At 64.2% G+C, this 18,939-nt stretch carries 18 protein-coding genes; 10 read left to right on the forward strand and 8 right to left on the reverse strand.

The window, feature by feature from the left end; translation table 11 throughout:
* The first annotated feature begins 78 nt into the window (after positions 1-78).
* Positions 79-987, forward strand: coding sequence for an aspartyl/asparaginyl beta-hydroxylase domain-containing protein (locus HA052_RS07150; RefSeq protein ID WP_206118807.1), 909 nt, complete (start codon positions 79-81; stop codon positions 985-987).
* A 6-nt stretch (positions 988-993) separates the two neighbouring features.
* Here HA052_RS07150 and HA052_RS07155 read toward each other — a convergent pair whose 3' ends face one another.
* From HA052_RS07155 to HA052_RS07185, 7 genes are all read right to left on the reverse strand, one after another.
* On the reverse strand, positions 994-1,977 hold the full coding sequence (locus HA052_RS07155) for an amidohydrolase family protein (protein ID WP_166451386.1): 984 nt from the start codon (positions 1,975-1,977) through the stop codon (positions 994-996).
* Between the two features lie 90 nt (positions 1,978-2,067).
* Positions 2,068-2,631 (reverse strand): 3-hydroxyanthranilate 3,4-dioxygenase, encoded by a 564-nt coding sequence (gene nbaC, locus HA052_RS07160; protein WP_206118808.1) that lies wholly within the window; start codon positions 2,629-2,631, stop codon positions 2,068-2,070.
* A gap of 30 nt (positions 2,632-2,661) precedes the next feature.
* Positions 2,662-3,078, reverse strand: a complete 417-nt coding sequence (locus tag HA052_RS07165) for a RidA family protein (RefSeq protein WP_081550110.1) — start codon at positions 3,076-3,078, stop codon at positions 2,662-2,664.
* Positions 3,075-3,854, reverse strand: coding sequence for a 2-keto-4-pentenoate hydratase (locus tag HA052_RS07170; RefSeq protein WP_166451387.1), 780 nt, complete (start codon positions 3,852-3,854; stop codon positions 3,075-3,077). Before HA052_RS07170 ends, HA052_RS07165 begins: the two co-directional genes overlap by 4 nt.
* Positions 3,851-4,870: a 4-hydroxy-2-oxovalerate aldolase gene (dmpG, locus tag HA052_RS07175; protein WP_081550106.1), complete on the reverse strand. Its 1,020-nt coding sequence runs from the start codon at positions 4,868-4,870 to the stop codon at positions 3,851-3,853. The genes HA052_RS07170 and dmpG overlap by 4 nt, the downstream gene beginning before the upstream one ends.
* A gap of 10 nt (positions 4,871-4,880) precedes the next feature.
* Positions 4,881-5,819, reverse strand: a complete 939-nt coding sequence (locus HA052_RS07180; RefSeq protein WP_166451388.1) for an acetaldehyde dehydrogenase (acetylating) — start codon at positions 5,817-5,819, stop codon at positions 4,881-4,883.
* Positions 5,816-6,628, reverse strand: a complete 813-nt coding sequence (locus HA052_RS07185; protein WP_166451389.1) for a 2-keto-4-pentenoate hydratase — start codon at positions 6,626-6,628, stop codon at positions 5,816-5,818. The genes HA052_RS07180 and HA052_RS07185 overlap by 4 nt, the downstream gene beginning before the upstream one ends.
* Positions 6,629-6,800: 172 nt before the next feature.
* Between HA052_RS07185 and HA052_RS07190 the strand changes: the two genes are divergently transcribed.
* Both HA052_RS07190 and HA052_RS07195 read left to right on the forward strand, forming a co-directional pair.
* Positions 6,801-7,778, forward strand: a complete 978-nt coding sequence (locus tag HA052_RS07190; protein ID WP_166451390.1) for a LysR substrate-binding domain-containing protein — start codon at positions 6,801-6,803, stop codon at positions 7,776-7,778.
* A gap of 268 nt (positions 7,779-8,046) precedes the next feature.
* Positions 8,047-9,510 (forward strand): 2-hydroxymuconic semialdehyde dehydrogenase, encoded by a 1,464-nt coding sequence (locus tag HA052_RS07195; protein ID WP_166451391.1) that lies wholly within the window; start codon positions 8,047-8,049, stop codon positions 9,508-9,510.
* Positions 9,511-9,528: 18 nt separating this feature from the next.
* Here HA052_RS07195 and HA052_RS07200 read toward each other — a convergent pair whose 3' ends face one another.
* Positions 9,529-9,999, reverse strand: a complete 471-nt coding sequence (locus HA052_RS07200) for a hypothetical protein (protein WP_166451392.1) — start codon at positions 9,997-9,999, stop codon at positions 9,529-9,531.
* 602 nt (positions 10,000-10,601) lie between these two features.
* Between HA052_RS07200 and wecB the strand changes: the two genes are divergently transcribed.
* Genes wecB through HA052_RS07235 form a run of 7 tightly spaced genes read left to right on the forward strand, consistent with a single transcriptional unit; the run spans position 10,602 to position 18,877 of the window.
* Positions 10,602-11,786, forward strand: coding sequence for a non-hydrolyzing UDP-N-acetylglucosamine 2-epimerase (wecB, locus tag HA052_RS07205; protein WP_166451393.1), 1,185 nt, complete (start codon positions 10,602-10,604; stop codon positions 11,784-11,786).
* Positions 11,786-13,390 (forward strand): glycosyltransferase family 2 protein, encoded by a 1,605-nt coding sequence (locus tag HA052_RS07210; RefSeq protein WP_081550092.1) that lies wholly within the window; start codon positions 11,786-11,788, stop codon positions 13,388-13,390. The genes wecB and HA052_RS07210 overlap by 1 nt, the downstream gene beginning before the upstream one ends.
* Positions 13,387-14,400 carry a glucose-1-phosphate adenylyltransferase family protein gene (locus HA052_RS07215; RefSeq protein ID WP_166451394.1) on the forward strand — a complete coding sequence of 338 codons (1,014 nt, stop codon included), beginning with the start codon at positions 13,387-13,389 and terminating at the stop codon, positions 14,398-14,400. The genes HA052_RS07210 and HA052_RS07215 overlap by 4 nt, the downstream gene beginning before the upstream one ends.
* The gene (locus HA052_RS07220) at positions 14,397-15,362 is read left to right on the forward strand and encodes a hypothetical protein (RefSeq protein WP_166451395.1); all 966 of its coding nucleotides are present in this window, start codon (positions 14,397-14,399) and stop codon (positions 15,360-15,362) included. Before HA052_RS07215 ends, HA052_RS07220 begins: the two co-directional genes overlap by 4 nt.
* Positions 15,359-17,236 carry a polysaccharide deacetylase family protein gene (locus HA052_RS07225; protein ID WP_166451396.1) on the forward strand — a complete coding sequence of 626 codons (1,878 nt, stop codon included), beginning with the start codon at positions 15,359-15,361 and terminating at the stop codon, positions 17,234-17,236. The genes HA052_RS07220 and HA052_RS07225 overlap by 4 nt, the downstream gene beginning before the upstream one ends.
* Entirely contained in the window at positions 17,226-18,095 is an 870-nt protein-coding gene (locus HA052_RS07230; protein WP_166451397.1) for a YaiO family outer membrane beta-barrel protein, read from the forward strand. Before HA052_RS07225 ends, HA052_RS07230 begins: the two co-directional genes overlap by 11 nt.
* Positions 18,092-18,877: a hypothetical protein gene (locus tag HA052_RS07235; RefSeq protein ID WP_166451398.1), complete on the forward strand. Its 786-nt coding sequence runs from the start codon at positions 18,092-18,094 to the stop codon at positions 18,875-18,877. Before HA052_RS07230 ends, HA052_RS07235 begins: the two co-directional genes overlap by 4 nt.
* Positions 18,878-18,939: the final 62 nt, after the last annotated feature.

Raw genomic sequence — 18,939 nt, forward strand, 5'->3', positions numbered from 1 at the left:
CAACTAAACCAATGGCCAGTCGTTTAAATCCGGTATTTGTTTGAAATTGAGCACATTATTTCAAGGGCCAGCCCAAAAATGCCGTATATCAAACTATCCATCCTCCTTCTTTTTGCGCTCTGTACCGTCTACATCCATTATCGCGGCCGTCAACGCTTGGGGTTCTGGCGGCAGTTGACCGACCACTCCACCTTCATGGCGCCGATCAACTGCTTCTGCTACCTGTTCTCCACCCTGCCCGCGCGCCCCTATTTGCCGTTGCAGCGCTTTCCGGAACTACAAACGCTGAATGACAACTGGCAACGCATCCGCGCCGAGGCGCTGGCCTTGTCCGACGACGGCGCGATCAAGGCGTCCGATCGTTACGACGACCTGGGCTTCAATTCCTTTTTCAAGGCCGGCTGGAAACGTTTCTACCTGAAATGGTACGACCAGCCGCATCCGTCGGCGGCCAAGCTGTGCCCGTACACGACCGCGCTGCTGCAAAGCATTCCCTCTGTGAAGGCGGCGATGTTCGCCAGCTTGCCGCCGGGCAGCCGGCTGGTGCGCCACCGCGACCCCTTCGCCGGTTCCGTGCGCTTCCATTTGGGCCTGTCCACGCCGCAAAACGAGGCCTGCTACATCGAGGTGGACGGCCAACGCTACAGCTGGCGCGACGGCGAGGCAGTGATGTTCGACGAAACCTATCTGCACCATGCGGAAAACGCTACCACGCAGCAGCGCATCATCCTGTTCTGCGATATCGAGCGCCCGATGCGCTTCCGGCTTGCGGCCTGGGGAAACCGCCTGATCAGCCGCCTGCTGCTGGGCGCCGCCAGTTCCCCTAATCAGGATGGAGATCGCACCGGCGCGCTCAATCGCCTGTTCCGCTATGTGCAGGCGGTGCGGCTGTTCGGCAAGCGCATCAAGGCGCAGAGCCGCCTTGGCTATTACGCGCTGAAATGGCTGTTGTTCGGCGGCTTGTTGCTGGGCTGGCTGCTGAGTTGAGCCGCGCTATAGATTGAAGAAGGCCCGCGCGTTGCCGGCCAGCAGCCGCTGGCGGTCCTCCTCGTCCGTCACCGTGTAGCGGATCAGGCCGCCCACCACCTGCTCGCCCAGGGGAAACGGCGCGTCCGAGCCCAACATCACCCGCTCCGCGCCCATCGCGGCGATCAGCAGACGGAGCGCACCGGGGTCGAACACCGCGGAGTCCACGTAAAAGCGGTCCAGATAGCTGGACGGCCGCCGCGGGCAGTCTTCGCGCACGATGTCCCGCTGCTCCCAGGCGTTGTCCACCCGTCCCAACAGGTAGGCGAAACTGCCACCGCCGTGGGCGAAGCAGATTTTCAGGCTGGCCGGCAGCCGTTCGAAAGCGCCGGACAGGATGAGCGACAGGATGGCCAGCTGGGTTTCCGCCGGCATCGACACCAGCCAGGGCAGCATCCAGCGCTTCATCCTCTCGCCGGCGCCCATCATGTCCCATGGGTGCACCAAGAGCGGGATGTTCTCGGCGGCGCAATGGCCCAGAAACGTCAGCAGGCCCTCGTCGTCCAGGTTCCGCTCGCCGACGTGATTGCCGATCTGCACGCCGACGTGGCCGGCGCCGCAAGCGCGGCTGGCTTCACGACAGGCGGCGTCGATATCCTGCAAAGGCACTTGCGCCAACACTTTCAAACGCCGCGGCGCAACGGCCGCCATCTCCAGCGCGCGGTCGTTCATCAGTTGCGCCCAAGGCAAGGCGCGTTCTATCGGCGCGGCGTAGGCAAACATCACCGGCGTCGCGCACATGATCTGCGTATCGATTCCCTGCTCGTCCAGCCAGGCCAGCCGGCGCGCGCCGTCCCAAAGCGCGTCATGCACCGGCCGGAACGGCTGCTCGCCCACCATGATCTGCCCGTTGCGGCCGGAGGTCTCCAGCCAGGGCCCGCGCAGCGGATCCAGCCGGGCCGCCTCGGCCTGGCTGATCCGCGGGAAAAAATGGGAGTGGATGTCTATCATGGCGTCGCTTCTCGGTGAATGGGGTGTTTTCAAGAACCGGTTCCCGTCTTGCGAGCTAGGGCGGGAACGCGGCGGTCATTGAACGGGCGCTCAATGACGGGAGCGCTGCCGCAACTCGTGCCAGGCGGCGTAATCCTTGCCGGGGTGGACGGTGCCGCAATGGCGGCAGCGGCGCTCGTCCTCGCTCAAGGCGTAAAACAGCTGATAGGCCTTGGGCAGATCGTCCACCAGGCTTTCCAACTGCTTGGAAAAACGCCAGACTTCGGCGGCGCAGACTGGGCAGAACCATTGCAGGCTGTCGTGCTGGCCGGCCGGCCTCGGCTTTTCCACCAGCAGGCATAGGCCGGGCTCCGGCCGTTGCGGCGAGTGGATGACATGGGCCGGCAGCAAGAAGGCGTCGCCCTCGCGCAGCTCGATGCGGTCGAAACGCCCGCGGTCCCAGATCTCCAGATAGGCGTTGCCTTGGATCTGGTAGAAGATTTCCTCGGTGGGGTTGTCGTGAAAATCGGTGCGGGTATTCGGCCCGCCCACCATATTGATGATGTAGTCGCCGTCCGGCCAGATAGCTGCGTTGCATACTGGCGGCTTAAGTCGGCTTTGATTTCCTTGCGCCCAATCCAACAGATTGAGAGGCATGCCGTATTGCAATTCCATTGCGCTTCCTTCCCTTGTGGTCAACGCCGTCTAAAGTGGTTTGTAGGCGATCGCCTTGATTTCAACGCGCAAATGCGGATGCGGCAGCTGATGCACCGCCACCGTGGTCCGCGTCGGCCCTTCCTCGTCGAAGTACTCGGCGTAAACCTGGTTGTATGCGGCGAAATCGTTCATATCCACCAGGTAGGCGCTGATTTCAACCACATCGGCCAGCCCGGCGCCGGCCGTGGCCAAGATGTCGCGGATATTCTCGATCACCGCCCGGGTTTGCAAGGCGATGTCCAGGCGCGTCGCGCCCATGGCGTCGGCTTCGGCGCCGGCTATGCTGTTGTCCGGCCGCCGCGAGCTGGTGCCGGAGACAAAGAGGAAGTCCCCGGCCCGCTTCAGGTGCGGAAAGCGGCCGCGCGGCGCGGCCTTGCCGCTGACGATGGTGGCTTGGGTACTCATGCGGCGCTCCCGCTGATTTCAAATTCACAACGCCCCAGGCCGGCGATCTCCACGCCGACATGCAGGCCGGCGCGCAGCGGCTCTGCCGCGGTGGCGGCGCCGGCCAGCAGCAAGGAGCCGGCCGGCAGCGTGCGTCCTTCCGCGTGCAGCAGCGCGGACACTTCCATCAGCGCGCGCAGCGGCTGGCCCAGGATGGCGGCGCTGCTGCCCAGTTGCGCCGGCCGGCCGTTGAAGCGCAGCGTCACGCCCAGATTGTCCAGCGGCGTGTCCGGCGGGCTCAGCGGGCCGACGACGAAATGGGACGAAGAACAGTTGTCCGCCACCACGTCCTCCAGGCTGAAACGAAAGTCGCGGTAGCGCGAATCGATGATCTCCAGCGCCGGCGCCACGCCGGCCAGCGCGAGACCGGCCTCGGCCAAGGACAGCGGCCGCGAGATATCCCGCGCGGTGATGAAGGCGATTTCCGGCTCCACTCGCGGATGGATCAGGCGGACCAGGTTCAGCTCGCCGCCGTCCGCCAACTGCATCGCGTCGGTCAGTTCGCCCCAGATCAGCGCGTCCACGCCCATTTGCACGCGCTTGGCCCGACTGGTAAAGCCCAGTTTCAGTCCCAGCACGCGTTCGCCGCGATGCTGACGCAGCGCGATGCCGGCCTGCTGGATGCGGTAGGCCTGTGCCAGATCGAAGGCTTGCCGCGCGCTCAGTTGATCAAGGGCTTCGCCGGTTTGGGTCGCGATGTCCAGTTCGCGGGCGCAGGTTTGAACAAAATCCGTCATGCCGCGCCTCCTTTGGCCTTGAGCAAGTCCAGCGCCACGTCGACTATCATGTCCTCCTGGCCGCCCACCATGCGGCGGCGTCCCACTTCCAGCAGGATGTCCAGGGTTTTCAAGCCATACTGCCGCGCCGCCGTTTCCGCATGACGCAGGAAACTGGAATAGACGCCGGCGTAGCCCAGCGCCAGCGTTTCGCGGTCCACCCGCACCGGGCGGTCCTGGGTGGGCCGCACCAAGTCGTCGGCGGCGTCCATCAGCCGGATCAGGTCGCAGCCGTGATTCCATCCCAGCCGCTCGGCGGCGGCGATGAACACTTCCAGCGGCGCGTTGCCGGCGCCGGCGCCCTGGCCGGCCAGCGAGGCGTCGACGCGGCGACAGCCTTCTTCCACCGCCACGATGCTGTTGGCCACGCCCAGGGACAGATTGTGATGGGCGTGCATGCCGGTTTCCGTTTCCGGCCGCAGCGCGTCGCGCAAGGCGCGGAAACGGTCTCTCACCTCCTGCATCAACAAGGCGCCGCCGGAATCCACCACGTAGACGCAGTGAGCGCCGTAGCTTTCCATCAGCTTGGCTTGCTCCGCCAGCCGCTGCGGCGTGCTCATATGCGACATCATCAGGAAACCGACGGCATCCATGCCCAGCTCTCGCGCGTAGCCGATGTGCTGTCTGGCGATGTCGGCCTCGGTGCAGTGGGTGGCGATGCGCGCAATGCGCGCGCCGGCGTCGTAAGCGTTGCGCAGGGCGCGAACGGTAGCGATGCCGGGCAGCAGCAAGGTGGCTATCTTGCTGTTGCGCACCGATTCGGCCGCCGCGGCGATCCACTCCACATCGCTGTGGGCGCCGAAGCCGTAGTTGAAGCTGGAACCCTCCAGCCCGTCGCCGTGCGCCACTTCGATGGAATCCACGCCGGCGGCGTCCAGCGCCGCGGCGATGGCGCGCACCTGGGCCAGCGAATAGCGATGGCGGACAGCATGCGAGCCGTCGCGCAGGGTCACGTCGGAAATATACAGTTTGTCCATGCCGGGCTCCTCAAGCTTGCAGCAGACGGGCGGCGACGCGTTCGCCGCAGGCCAGCGCCGCCGATGTCATGATGTCCAGATTGCCGGCGTAGGCCGGCAGATAGTGGGCCGCGCCTTCCACCTCGATGAAGACCGACACCTTGAGCCCGCCGCTCTGCGCCAGCTCCGGGTAGGCCGTCAGCGCTTCCGCCGGCAGCGCCTCGAACTGCACCTCCTGCTTCAGCCGGTAGCCGGGCACATAGGCGCTGACCTTGTCCGCCATCGCGGCCACCGAGCGGGCGATGGCGTCCCGGTCCGCCGGCGCGGTCAGGCAAAACACCGTATCCCGCATCATCAGCGGCGGCTCCGCCGGGTTGAGGATGATGATGGCCTTGCCGTGGCGCGCGCCGCCGACGCCAACGATGGCCTGGGCGGTGGTTTCGGTGAATTCATCGATATTGGCGCGGGTGCCGGGGCCGGCCGATTGACTGGCGATGGAGGCGACGATTTCGCCGTAGAACACCGGCGTCACCGCCGCCACCGCCGCTACGATCGGAATGGTGGCCTGGCCGCCGCAGGTGACCATATTGATGTTGGGCGCGTCCAGGTGCGCGTCCAGATTCACCGCCGGCACCACGTAGGGCCCGATGGCGGCGGGCGTCAGGTCTATCACCCGAACGCCGCGCGGACGCAACAGCCGCTCGTGGCGCGCGTGGGCGCCGGCCGAGGTGGCGTCGAACACCAGGCGGATGTCGGCGGCGCCAGGCATGGCCAGCAGCCCTTCCACGCCCTGGTGGCTAGTGGCCAGGCCCAGGCGGCGCGCGCGGGCCAGGCCGTCGGAATCGGGATCGATGCCTATCATGGCGGCCAGTTCCAGTTGCCGGCCGTGGCGCAAGAGTTTGACCATCAGATCACAACCGATATTGCCGGAACCGATGATGGCGGCTTTGACGCGAGCGGAATGGTTCATGAGGAGGCTCCCTGAAGTGAGGCGAAGCGGGCCGATACTTCGCCCAAGCCCTGGATGCGAGCGGTGAACACGTCGCCGGCCCTCGCCGGCGCCATCGGTCCCAGCGCGCCGGTCAGCACGATGTCGCCTGCCTTGAGCGGCTCGCCGCGCCGCCCCATCGTGTCCGCCAGCCACAGCACGGCCAGCAGCGGGTTGCCCAGACAAGCCGCGCCGACGCCCACCGAAACCGGCTCGCCGCGCAACTCCATCGTCATGCCGCAGCCGAGCAGATCGACGTCGGCCAACCGCCGAGGCTGGTTGCCCAGCACAAACAGGCCGCTGGACGCGTTGTCGGCGATAGTGTCGCTGATGCGGATATCCCAGCCGGCGATGCGGCTGTCCACAATCTCCAGCGCCGGCAATACCGCGTCCACCGCGCGGAACAGATCGGCCAGCGTGTGCTTGTCGTGGTCCAGATCGCGCCCCAGCAGCAGCGCCACTTCCGCCTCTATCTTGGGCTGCAGCAGCCGCCGGCTGTCTATCTCCTCGCCGTCGCACACCGCCATGTCGGCGAACAGGCGGCCGAAATCCGGCTGGGACACGCTCAGCTGCCGCTGCACCGCCAGCGAGGTCAGGCCGATCTTGCAGCCCACCAGCCGCCGGCCTTGGGCCTGGGCATGACGGACATTCAGCGTTTGCACCTGGTAGGCGGCGTCGACGTCTCCCTCGCCGAGCAGGCCGCGCACCGGCGCGCAGGGCTGGCCGGCGTCGGCGGCGCGGCGCAGCTGCTCGGCGGCGGCTTGCAGTGCGGATGGTGAAACTGGGCTCAAGGCATTCTCCTTAATCAAGCGCTCCGGCGCGGACTAAACCGGCCGTATCAGTGGGACGCGTCCAGTCTATGGAGCGCGACGATAAGGAGAAAATGAATATCCGGGCTTCTGCTATTCCCTAAAGTTATGCCATAGTCTTCTGTCACTCCGACCCAACCTCACAGGAGCGGCGATGGATCCTCTGACGCCTTTTTCCGTTCACGATATGGTGTTGAACCGGCTCAAGCTGCGTCCTCTCTTGGTGTTCGACCGGGTGCTGCGCTGCCAGTCCATCGCCCGCGCCGCGCGCGAGCTGCACCTGACCCAGCCGGCGGTGACCAAGGCCATACGCGAGCTGGAGCAGCAGCTGGACACCGTGCTGTTCCTGCGCGGCAACCGCGGCGTGACGCCCACCGAATACGGGCTGCTACTGGGCGAGCGCGTCAAGGCGGTGATCGCCGAACTGCGCTATCTGACCGACGAGATCAACGCCTTCAAGGGCGGCATTTGCGGCCATGTCATCATCGGCACCCAGATCTCCGCCAGCGCCAGCCTGCTGCCGCAGGCCATCCTGCGGCTGAAGGCCCACGCGCCCAAGCTGCTGGTCACCGTGCGCGAGGGACCGCAGGATTATCTGTTCCCGGCGCTGGCCGCCGGCGAACTGGACCTGGTGGTGGGCCGCCTGCCGGACCCGGACGCGCCGCCCACCCGCAAACTGCCCTTGCGCCACCAGCCGCTCTATCTGAACCGGCTGTGCATCGTGGCCGGCGGCCACCATCCGCTGCTGGCCGCGCCGCCGTCCAGCCTCGCCGAACTGCGCGACTGGCCATGGATTCTGCCGCCGCCGGATTCCCCGGCCCGCCTGGTGGCCGAGCAGTTCTTCCACGACGCCGGCCTCCCGCTGCCGGACAATCTGCTGGAATCGCTGTCCTTGCTGACCAATGTCAATCTGCTGGTGGATTCGGACTGCCTGGGCCTGATGCCGCGGCTGGCGGCGCGCCGCTTCGCCGCCGCCAAGCTGCTGGCGGTGCTGCCGCTGGACGAGGTGGGGCCGCCCACCGCCGTCGGCTACTCGGTGCGCGCCGACAAGCCGCTGACGCCGGCGGCCCGGCAGATGATAGACAGCCTGAAACTGGCCGCCGCCGCGCTGGACGCGGCGGATCAGGTATAAGCGCGGGGAATAGCAAGACTCGATTTATTCATTTTCGCGCCCAAGGCCGCCTTTCCTACACTCGCCAATATTGCGTCGCCCCTTAAGAACGTGTTTACGATCTTGCGAGCTAAGGCGAGACAAGGCGAAAACGGTTGAGACAGCGGAGTGTACAGACGGTACATGAGCATTTCGAAACCATTTTCAACGCCGTATCGCCGACGCACAGCAGATCGTAAACAGGTTCTAAGACCGCGGCGTCCACCCCCCGTTGACGAGGATAGAAACCATGAGCCGCCCCGCCCTGCTGCCGCTGTACATCAATGGCCGATTCGAAGAGGAAGGCCAACGCTTCGACAATATCAGCCCGGTGGACGGCCGCCTGCTGAACCAGGCGGTAGAAGCCGACGCCGCTCAGGTGGCTCGCGCCGTCCAGGCCGCCAGCGACGCGCTGCAAGGGCCCTGGGGCCGCTACAGCGTGCCGGAACGCGCCGCCTTGCTGCACAAGGTGGCCGACGGCATCCAGGCGCGCTTCGACGACTTCGTCGCCGCCGAGGTGGCGGACACCGGCCGCCCGCTGCATTTGGCCCGCACGCTGGACCTGCCGCGCGCCATCGCCAATTTCAGAACTTTCGCCGACCTCGCCGTCGCCCAGGTGGACGATTGCTGCGAAACCCCGCAAGCCGACGGCGGCCTGCTGTTCAACTACACCGTGCGCAAGCCGCTGGGCGTGGTGGCGGTGATCGCGCCGTGGAATCTGCCGCTGCTACTGCTGACCTGGAAGCTGGGCCCCGCGCTGGCGATGGGCAACACCGTGGTGTGCAAGCCGTCCGAGGAGACCCCGTCGTCGGCCGCCTTGCTGGCCGAAGTCATGTACAATGCCGGCGTCCCCGCCGGCGTGTTCAATCTTGTGCACGGCTTCGGCCCCGGCTCCGCCGGGGAATTCCTGACCCGCGCGCCGCAAATCAGCGCCGTGTCCTTCACCGGCGAATCTCGCACCGGCAGCGCCATCATGAAGGCGGTGGCCGACGGCGTGAAAGACATTTCCTTCGAGCTGGGCGGTAAAAACGCCGCCGTGGTGTTCGCCGACGCCGACTTCGACGCGGCGGTGGCCGGCGTGGCCCGCTCGTCCTTCTTCAATACCGGGCAGGTCTGCCTGTGCACCGAGCGGGTCTATGTGGAACGCCCTATCTTCGATCGCTTCGTCGCCGCGCTGAAAGCCCGGGCCGAGGGCCTGAAACTGGGCTATCCGGACGAGGACGGCGTGGATCTCGGCCCGCTAGTGTCGCGCCAGCACCGCGAGAAGGTGCTGTCTTATTTCGCGTTGGCGCGCGAGGAAGGCGCGGTGGTGATCACTGGCGGCGAAACGCCGCAGTTCGGCGACGCGCGCGACCAAGGCGCTTATGTACGCCCGACGATCTGGACCGGCCTGCCCGACCACGCCCGCTGCGTGCGCGAAGAGATTTTCGGCCCGGTGTGCCACATCGCGCCGTTCGACGACGAGGAGGAAGTCCTCCGCCGCGTCAACGACAGCCCTTACGGCCTGGCCTGCGCGCTTTGGACCCAGCGGCTGGACCGAGCCCACCGGTTGGCGCGGCGCGTCCAGGTCGGCATCGTCTGGGTCAACGCTTGGTACGCGCGCGATCTGCGCACGCCCTTCGGCGGCAGCAAGCTGTCCGGCCTCGGCCGCGAAGGCGGCCGTCATTCGCTGGATTTCTACTCCGAAATCAGCAATGTCTGCGTCAAGCTGTGACGCGGGAGAACGCCGCTCTCATCTAGCCTGCGCGGCGGCCCCCCCGCCAGCCGCCAAATCCCCCTCGTTGAAGCTCATTTCCATCACTTCCCCGGCGGCGTCCCGGCAGCTCACCGCGAAGTCCGGCCGCTCCGGACTCGTACTGCCGGGGTGCAGCCTGACCGACGTCACTTCCATGCAGTCGCGCACCAGCGCCGCTTGACGTCCCACATCCGTCAGCGCCGGCACCCAAGCGCAAAAGGCGCCGCCGGCGAAAGACTCGGAACCGCACAACTCCCCCGCGGCTTGTTCCGCACCCGGCAGCACTACGCCGGCGACCTCCTTCAGCTCCGCCTCGTTCCTGGCCTCGGCCTGTTGCTGGCTGGGCCAGACCGTGTACGCCAAGCCCGCCGCGCCGGTCAGCAAGACGCTGATTACCGCGCCCGCATGCGTCCATTTGAGCCGGGATACGGGCTCCAGCTCCTGCCGCGGCAGTGGTTGCGGATACATTTCCAGATAAGGTGCCTGGCACAACGGACACGCGTAATGCGGGGTCCTCTGGTCACGCGGAGAATCGCCGCGCAGGTATCCGCATTGTAGGCACTTCTTTTCCATTGGCCCTTCTCCCCAGGTGGAAGTCAGTCACGCTCGCCGGCGCTTTAGGTCTGCTTCCCAAATGATTAACGCTCCCCATGCGTACGTCCTGACATGCTAACAAAGAAATGCCATTGCAGTTTCACATCGCCGTCGCGACTCTTGCACTAGCGCTTTGGCCAGGTGCAATCCAATGGGATTGCTTGCCGGCGCGCACTCACCTGACCGGGGCTTGCAATGGCGCTCCAGCAGGCTTGTGAATGGCTGCCCAAAGCGCGCTCATATTAAACCGTTTAATTAAAACAAATATTTAACTTTATTTCTTATGGGGGGGTGTGCTACTTTAGTTTAAACAATTTGAATCAGTAGTTTTAACAAAATCAACAAAGTTAAGCTCCGCTAAGTGCTTGTGAATAGCTGCGATAGATATGATATGGCTACCGTACTATAGTGATTTTAACAAAACAAACAAAACCAAGCCCTGCTGTGTGCTCGTGAATCGCTGTGATGGAGATAATATGTTTACCGTACTAACAATCTTTGGCACCCGTCCGGAAGCCATCAAGATGGTGCCTGTCATCCACGCGCTGCAAGACTGCCCGGGCGTGGCGTCCAAGGTATGCGTGACCGGCCAACATCGCGAGATGTTGGACCAGGTATTGGACTTTTTCGGGATCCGACCGGATTTCGACCTGAAACTGATGCAACAGGCGCAGGGCTTGGCGTCTTTGACCGCAAGGCTGGTGGACGCTGTAGACAAAGTCCTGGAGGAAGTCCAGCCCGACGTCGTGCTGGTTCACGGCGACACCGCCACCACGCTTGGCGCCAGCCTGGCCGCGTTTTACCGCCGGATTCCGATTGGACATGTTGAAGCGGGCTTGCGGACCGGAGACCTGTCTTCGCCTTGGCCGGAGGAAATGAACCGCCGCGTCACCGGCATTCTGGCATCCTGGCATTTCGCTCCCACGGAAGAGTCCTGCCTCAATCTGCGGAATGAAAAAGTTGATCCAGATCGGATCTTCATCACCGGCAACACCGTTGTCGACACCTTGCTATTGGCGGTGAAGAAGTTGGAACAACAGCCGGACCTCAAGGCCGGCATCGCCTCCGAGTTTGCCTTCCTGCGGCCGGAGGCGAGAGTGATACTGGTCACCGGCCACCGCCGGGAAAATTTAGGGGAAAGGTTTGAAAGCTTTTGCCGCGCTCTGGTGCGGCTGGCTGAGCGTTACCCTGACGTGGACATCGTCTATCCGGTGCACTTGAACCCCAATGTGCGCAAACCGGTGTATGCGCTGCTGTCCCAGGTGAGCAACATTCATTTGATCGACCCGCAGCAATACCTGCCCTTCGTCTACCTGATGGCCCGCTGCCACCTCATCATCACCGACTCCGGCGGCATACAGGAAGAAGCGCCGGCGCTGGGCAAGCCGGTGCTTGTGACACGAGACACCACGGAAAGGCCGGAGGCGCTTGCGGCCGGCACCGCCAAGCTGGTGGGGACCACAACGGCGCTTATCGTTCAGCACGCCAGCGAACTGCTGGATGATGAAGCGGCTTACCGCAGCATGTCCCAGGCCCACAACCCTTATGGAGACGGTTGCGCCGGCAGGCGCATCGCCACCATTCTCTCATCCTTGTCGCAGTCGGCAGACAAAGAAAGCCAGGCCGCCGTCGCTCTTCCCGCCCTGCAAGGAGAAGAGTGATGAAGTTGGCGCAAGGCATTCTGCTTTGGCTGAGCTTGCTGGTTTGCTGTTCGCCGGCCTGGTCCGCCAAAGATCAGGCTGAAACCGCCGGCCATCAGACGCGCCGCCACACTGCGGCCGCTTCTGCGGACAGCAAGGCCGCCATGGAGGCCTTGCCCATAGACCCGGACTCGCCCGCCGCCCCTCACCCCTCCATCAGCATCAAGGGCGCTTCGGAAAACGTCGATCTGCGCCATACCCAGCAGTTGATCATGGACCAAATCGAAGAAGCGCGACATCGCACCGTCAGTCAAGAGGATGACCCCTTGCTGATGCGCACAAACGCTCAGCCCTTCATCTGGCCTTTGCGCGCGCTGAGCTTCGTACTGTACGGCGTGGTGCTCTTGGTCGTGGTGTACGCGGCGCGGCATATGGCGTTCACCTTGAATCGGCTGTTCGGCCATCAGCGCCACCCCTATCTGGACATTGAAACGGCGCAATGGCCCAAGGTCACGGTTTTCATCGCGGCGCACAATGAAGAGGCCGTAATTGCCGATGCAATGGAGGCGCTGCTTGAGTCCGACTATCCGCCGGGACAAATGATCATCATGCCCGTCAACGACCGCTCCACGGACGGCACGCGCGCCATCATAGACCGTATCGCGGCGCGCAGACCGGACGCGATCAGGCCGTTTCACCGCACCCAGGGCAAGCCCGGCAAAGCCGCGGCGCTGAAGGATGCGACGGCCTTGATCGACACCGAGCTGTTCATTGTCTTCGACGCCGACTACCTGCCAAGCCGCGGCCTGCTCAAACAATTGATCGCGCCGTTCTTCGATCCGGAAGTGGGCGCCGTGATGGGCCGCGTGGTGCCCTTGAACCCGGGCGCCAACCTGTTGACCCGCATGCTGGACATGGAACGCGCGGGCGGCTACCAAGTGGACCAGCAGGCCAGGATGAATATGAAGCTGGTGCCGCAGTACGGCGGCACGGTCGGCGGCATCCGCGTCGCCGCGCTCAACAGCGTCGGCGGCTGGCACGACGACGTACTGGCGGAAGACACCGATTTGACTTACCGCTTGCTGATCGGCGGCTGGCTCACGGTCTACACCAACCGCTCCGAGTGCTACGAGGAGGTGCCGGAGAGCTGGCCGGTTCGCATCCGGCAATTGATGCGCTGGACGCGCGGCCATAATCAGGCGCTGGCGCGGCATGTCGGCCGGCTGCTGAGCACCCGAGGTGTGCCGCGGCGGGAAAAACTGGACGGGCTCCTGCTGTTGGGCACTTACGCCATGTCCCCGCTGCTGCTGCTCGGCTGGGCCATCACCTTGGTGCTGTTCTTTTTCGACAGCATGCTGCCATCCCCCGGCCTCCTGCTGATCCTGGCCCTGGTCTGCTACAGCGCGATGGGCAATTTCGCTGCCTTTTTCGAGATCGGCGCCGCCTGCTATCTGGACGGCAACGGCAAGAGACTGCGTATTTTGCCTTTCGCCATTCTTGGCTTTTTGGTCAGTCTGGTCACCATTTCCCGAGCCACGCTGCAGCAGTCGCTGGTCGAGCCCTTCAAGAAAAACAGAACGCTGCATTGGGATAAAACCAAGCGGTATCGGAGACAGCCGGGATGATGGCCATACTTTACGTGCTTGGCGTGGCGCCGCTGATCGCGCTGCCGCTCTTGCCCGGTCTGTTGGAGTTGCTGCGCAAGACCGACGCCTCCGCGCTGGGCATCAACCGGCTGCACACCGGCACCGCCGATGTCTTCGCCCGCAACTACCGGCAACGGCTGGAAACGCTGGACTTGGGCGAGCGGCGGCAAGACTGGAACGCTCGCCTGGACGCCATCGGCCCGGAAAACCGCCCTGTCGTGGACGAGGAGGTCTTGGCCGCGGGCGAGTTGCGCATTCCGGCGCGCTTCAGTTTCCTGAAAGAAATCCATTGCGACGACAACGTCGTCACCGGTCCGGGCGTGATCCTGCGCAGCGTCTTGGCCGACGGCGATCTGAACCTGGGGCGGAGCAGTTCGATTCTACGTTGGGCCGGCGCCCGGAACATCCGCATCGCGCCGGACAGCTTGTTGTTCGGGCGCACCGTGGCCGAGGACACGCTGGACATTTCGGGGCCTGTCCGCTTCCAACGCCTTCAAGCGGCAACCATCCGCATGGGCGAACCTTCGCACCAGCCTCCCCCGGCTAAGCTGTTGCGGGAGGTGAATATCGAAAACTTGAAAACCCCCCACCCCTTTAACGCGGAAATGCGCCGCACGGTAATCGACGGCGATTTCCTGTTGCCGGAAAACAGCTTGCTGCGCGGACACTTGGTGGTGCGCGGCGGCTTGAGCATCGGCCCCGGCTGCCGGATTGAGGGCAGCGTCAAAGCCAGCGGGCCGGTTCGCTTGGCCAGCGGGGTGACCGTGGACGGCGCCGTCGTTTCCGATCACTCCATTATCTGCCGGGAGAACTGCCGCTTGCTGGGCCCGGTTGTCGCGGACCGGCTCGTCGTCATCGGCGCCCATTCGGTATTGGGCGCACCGGATTCGCCCAATACCGTCTCCTCGCGCTTGGTGCTGCTCACGCCGCCCCTGATCGCGCACGGCACCATCTGGGCCCGCGTCCGCGGCAAGGTGCGCGGCCGATGAAGCATCTCTATTTAATGCTGGCCTTGTGTTGCGGAACAAGCCAGGCCGCGGACGGCGCGTTCAAGCTGCCTGACTACCAGAACGAGGACGGCGCCATTCTGCTGCAAGCGCATGGACGGCATGTCGACCCCTATTTCGCGATGAAAGCCTTGCTGACGGCCGAGGAGCTGGGCTTATCCATCGCTCCGGCCACGGACGCTTGGGTGGCGTGGCTGGCACCCAGGCAGGAACGCAACGGCAGCTTTCCCCGCTTCGAGCGCCAGACGGATGGTGTCTGGCGCCGAACGGCCGACGCCGACGCCGACGACTCCACGCTGGCCATGTGGATTTCCCTGCTGAGCCGGCGCTACCGGCAACAGGACATGCCCCCGCCGCTTCAGGCATCGCTGGCGCGCGCCAGGCAGGCGCTGTGGCGGCTGAGGCAAGCGCGCAGCGGCATTTATGACTATGCCGCGGGCGTCAAGCTGGGCTACTTGATGGACAACGTCGAAGTTTACGCCGCGCTGCGCGACGACTGCGCCAGAACAGGCGCCAGTTGCCGGAGGATGCGGCAGTTGGCCGCGGCGCTTCCCAAAGCGTTTTGGGAGACGAAAACCCGACGCTGGCGCGTCGCCAGCCGCGACCTTCCCCCTGTCGCCTTCTACCCGGAAGCCGCCGCGCAACTGTTCCCCAAAATGGAGGGCATGCCGGCAATGCCGGGGCAAGCCTCCTTCGACACCTGGCTGCAGGGCGAAGGCCGGCCCTGGCTTGCTCAGGACAAGGCGCAACTGGACTTTCCCTGGGGCGTGCTGGCCCTGGCCGCGTTAAGAGACGGCCGGGAGGACGCCGCGCGCGCCTGGTTGCAGAAAGCCGCTCCCGCGCGCGGAACACCGCGCTGGAATGTGCTGGAGGAAGCGGTTTTTCAAGGATTGGAGCACCGCCTGGCCACAACGGCGGAGCAAGAGCAAAGGCTGGAAGAATGAATAAGATTCGATCATGTCCCCGCTGGGTGTTCATCATCCTGCTGCTGGGACTCCTACTGGCGGCAAGCGCGATCTGGCACAGCTGGCGCGCAAGGCAAACGCCGCCGCCCCAGGCCTTCATCGCCTTGCTGCTGCCGGACAAACCAGCCAGCAGCAAATACGCGCTGGCGTGGCAAGACGCCGCCAGCGAAGGCGGCGTGGCGATGATGCAGATCACCGCCAGCCAACTGGTGGGCATGGAACCGGAACAACGCGCCCGCCTCCGCGGCATCATCTTGCCGGACACCATACACCGCTACGTCGACGCGGCGCTGACCGGGGTGCTGGAGGAGTATGTGCAGGCCGGCGGCGCTTTATGGATCAATTACGACGCCGCCAGCGAAAACGCCGGCGGCCGCTTTTTGGACAAGCCGGCGCTATCACGCCTGGTGGGCGTGGATTATCTGCTGTACCGGGAATTGGGCAAGCAGATGGTGCGCAAGGATTTGATGCTGATGCCGCCGTCCGCCGTCGCCGAACTCGGCATCACGCCCGGCCGCTTCCAGCCCTATCCGGACGGCAAGTCCCCCATGCTGCAAGCCTCGACCTACGGCTACGACCAGGCGGCTTTCAGCTACTTGGCTACCCGCGGCCGCTTCCCGGGGCGCGTGTTGGCCGAAGGGCCGGACGGCACCTTGATTGCCGGCGTGCGCGACTATGGCCGCGGCAAGGTCTTGTTCGTCAACCTGCCGATCACTTTTCTCAAAATACGCACCGACGGCTTGTGGCTGCACTCCTATCTAAACTTCTTCAACAGCCAAGTTCTGCATCTGCCCCAGTTGGCTTCCGTACCGGACGGCGTCGGCGGCCTGGTAATGAACTGGCACGTCGACGACGCCAACGCCATCCCCTATCTGGACCTGCTCAAAAAACTGGGTTTTCTCGAGCAAGGCCCTTATTCCGTCCATTTCACCACCGGGCCGGACACCAATCAGCCCGGCGACCACCGAGGCATGGACCTTGCCCACAACCCGCGGGCTCAGGACTGGGTTCGTCGCTTGAGCGAGCGGGGTTACGAAATCGGCGCGCACGGCGGCTGGGCGCACAACTACTTCGCCTTCAACATCAATGAGCATAACGGCAAACGATGGGAGCCCTATCTCGCCAACAACAAGCAAGACCTTGAAAAACTCACCCAACAACCGCTCACCGAGTATTCCGCGCCCAACGGCCACCATCCGGACTGGGTAACCGCCTGGCTGCGCCAACACGGCGTACTGGCTTATTACTACGTGGGCGACCTGTCCATGGGGCCCACCCGAGCCTATATCGACCCCGCCAACATGCATGGCCGACCCTGGGCTTTCCCGGTATCGGCCAACGGCGGCATCGCCTCCTTCGAAGAAGCCGTGCGCAATAAATTGCCTAGCGCTCAGATGACGCTTTGGCTGCAGGACATGACGCGCTTCGCGGTACAACAACGAGTGGCGCGCCTAGTCTATTTCCACCCTCCGGGCGTTTATTTCTATCAACAGACCGTCCGCCAATGGCTGGCCCAAACCCGGACCTTGGGCAAACAAGGGGTATTTCATTGGTACACGATGACGGACCTGTCGCGTTTTCTGTCCCAACGAGAACTGACCCAGTGGCAAGCCGCGCCGGCGGAAGGCCGGGACGCGTCCTGGATCAGCGTCAGCGCGCACAACCCAAAAACCTTGGCGCGGCAAAGCTGGCTGCTGCCCAAAACCCCAACGCCGCCCGTGCTGCGGTCCGGCCAGGCCGATATCGAAGCGCTGCCGGACGCTTGGAGAGTCACCGCCCGATCCGGGCAGGACCTTCGGTTTGAATACGTGCAAACAGCGAGCAATACCATGGAGACCCGCCATGCTCAGTAAACGACTAGCGCAAATCTGCCTTTTGGCCCTGTGTCTTGCCGGCCAAGCGCGCGCCGACGAGATGGCGGCCCCGGAAGCGGCGGAAACAGCGCCCGCTCTCGCGGATACCGAGGCCGAGGCCCCGCCATCGGCGCCGGAGCCGTATTCATGGGCACGCAGCATCGAGATCGGCGCACAGCACTCCCGCCTCACAGGGGACAACCCCGCCTGGGATGGCATCTATCTGTCCGGCGTCTGGCAGACCGACGCCGGCAACGTCTTCGACTGGACCGCAGAGCAGGACAGCCGTTTCGGCGAACGGGGCATGGCCTTGAACGGCGGCTGGAACCACGACATCAACCCGGACTGGTACGGCAGGCTGGAGTTGGGACGCAGCAGCGGCGGCACCTTCTGGCCAGGCACCCACTACGGCGCGGCTCTCAACCGCAAATGGCTGCCCAACCGCAACCTGGTCACCACCTTCGGCTTGGCCTACAACGACAATCGCCAAGGCTATAGCGACCGCATTCTGACCTTGGGCATGGCCTATTACTTCGACGCGCCCTGGGTGGTGGAAGGCGGCGTGCACCGCACCTTGAGCAACCCCGGCAGCGTAAGCTCCATGCAGGGTTACGGCGCGGTGACTTATGGGCGCGACCGCTGGCGCCTGATCACCCTGGCGGTCAACGCCGGCGGCGAGGGTTATATGCCCATCGGGGTCGACCAGCCCAAGCAAAGCTTCGACAGTCAGCTCTATCAACTGAGCTGGAGGGAGTGGATAGGCAAGCATTGGGGCATCCATGCCGCCGTTGAACGCTATCACAGCCCCTATTACGATCGCTCCGGCATCACCACCGCCGTGTTCTGGAATCTGCCATGAGCCTTCAAGAACGTCTAAAACACTTCAAGGCGCTGCGCCACACCGGCCATGGGGGCGAACTCATCTCCCTGCACCGGGCCATGCGCACCGAATCCTTCCAACGTCTTCGCTGGCTGGAGATCATCGGCATCCCGCTGCTGTTCAACCTGTTGCTGCTCGCTTTCCTGCCGCAAACGCTCGCGCTATGGCGGCTCGTCACGCAATGGAGCATAGAGGTAACCGGCGTACCGGCCCAGCTCTCCAGCCTGGAGATACTAAACGGGCAAATACCGGGTTTATGGCTGCCTTGGCTGGACCTGCCGGCCTCGGTGCCCTCGTTCTGGCAATGGTGGGGCAACGGCCTCATCGGCCTGCTGCTGCTGCTGCTTTCGTTTTTGATCAGCCCGGAAAACATGCCGATGCGCTACTTGCTGCGCTTGTTCGTCATCATCCAGGGCTGCTCCTGCGTTTACTTCGCGCTATTGCCGGCGGCTTTCAACCATTCCCTCCCCGAATATCACAGCTCCTGTCTGACCTTTGTGCTGACCTTGCTGTTTTTGATGCCCTGGGTGCACGCGCTGACCTTTCACGTGCTGGAAAAGCCGATCTGGCACAAGCTTGCCCTCACTGGGGTCTCCCTGGCCTACCTGCTGCTGGAGGCTCCGCTGCATTATTTCGCCGCCGCTCTGGTGCTGCACTATGGTTCTCTGCTGTTCATGCCCTTGCTCTTCATACTGGGCAGCCTGATGATGGAGGTCATGATGATGATTGCGCTATACGCTTGGGCGATGAGTTGGGAGTAAGGGCGGCGAATCCGCGCATGTAAATGGGCCCTTGGTCTCTCATTCAAACCGCGCGGCGCGTG

The sequence above is a fragment of the Chromobacterium fluminis genome, from assembly GCF_011602385.1.
Lineage (GTDB): Bacteria > Pseudomonadota > Gammaproteobacteria > Burkholderiales > Chromobacteriaceae > Chromobacterium > Chromobacterium fluminis.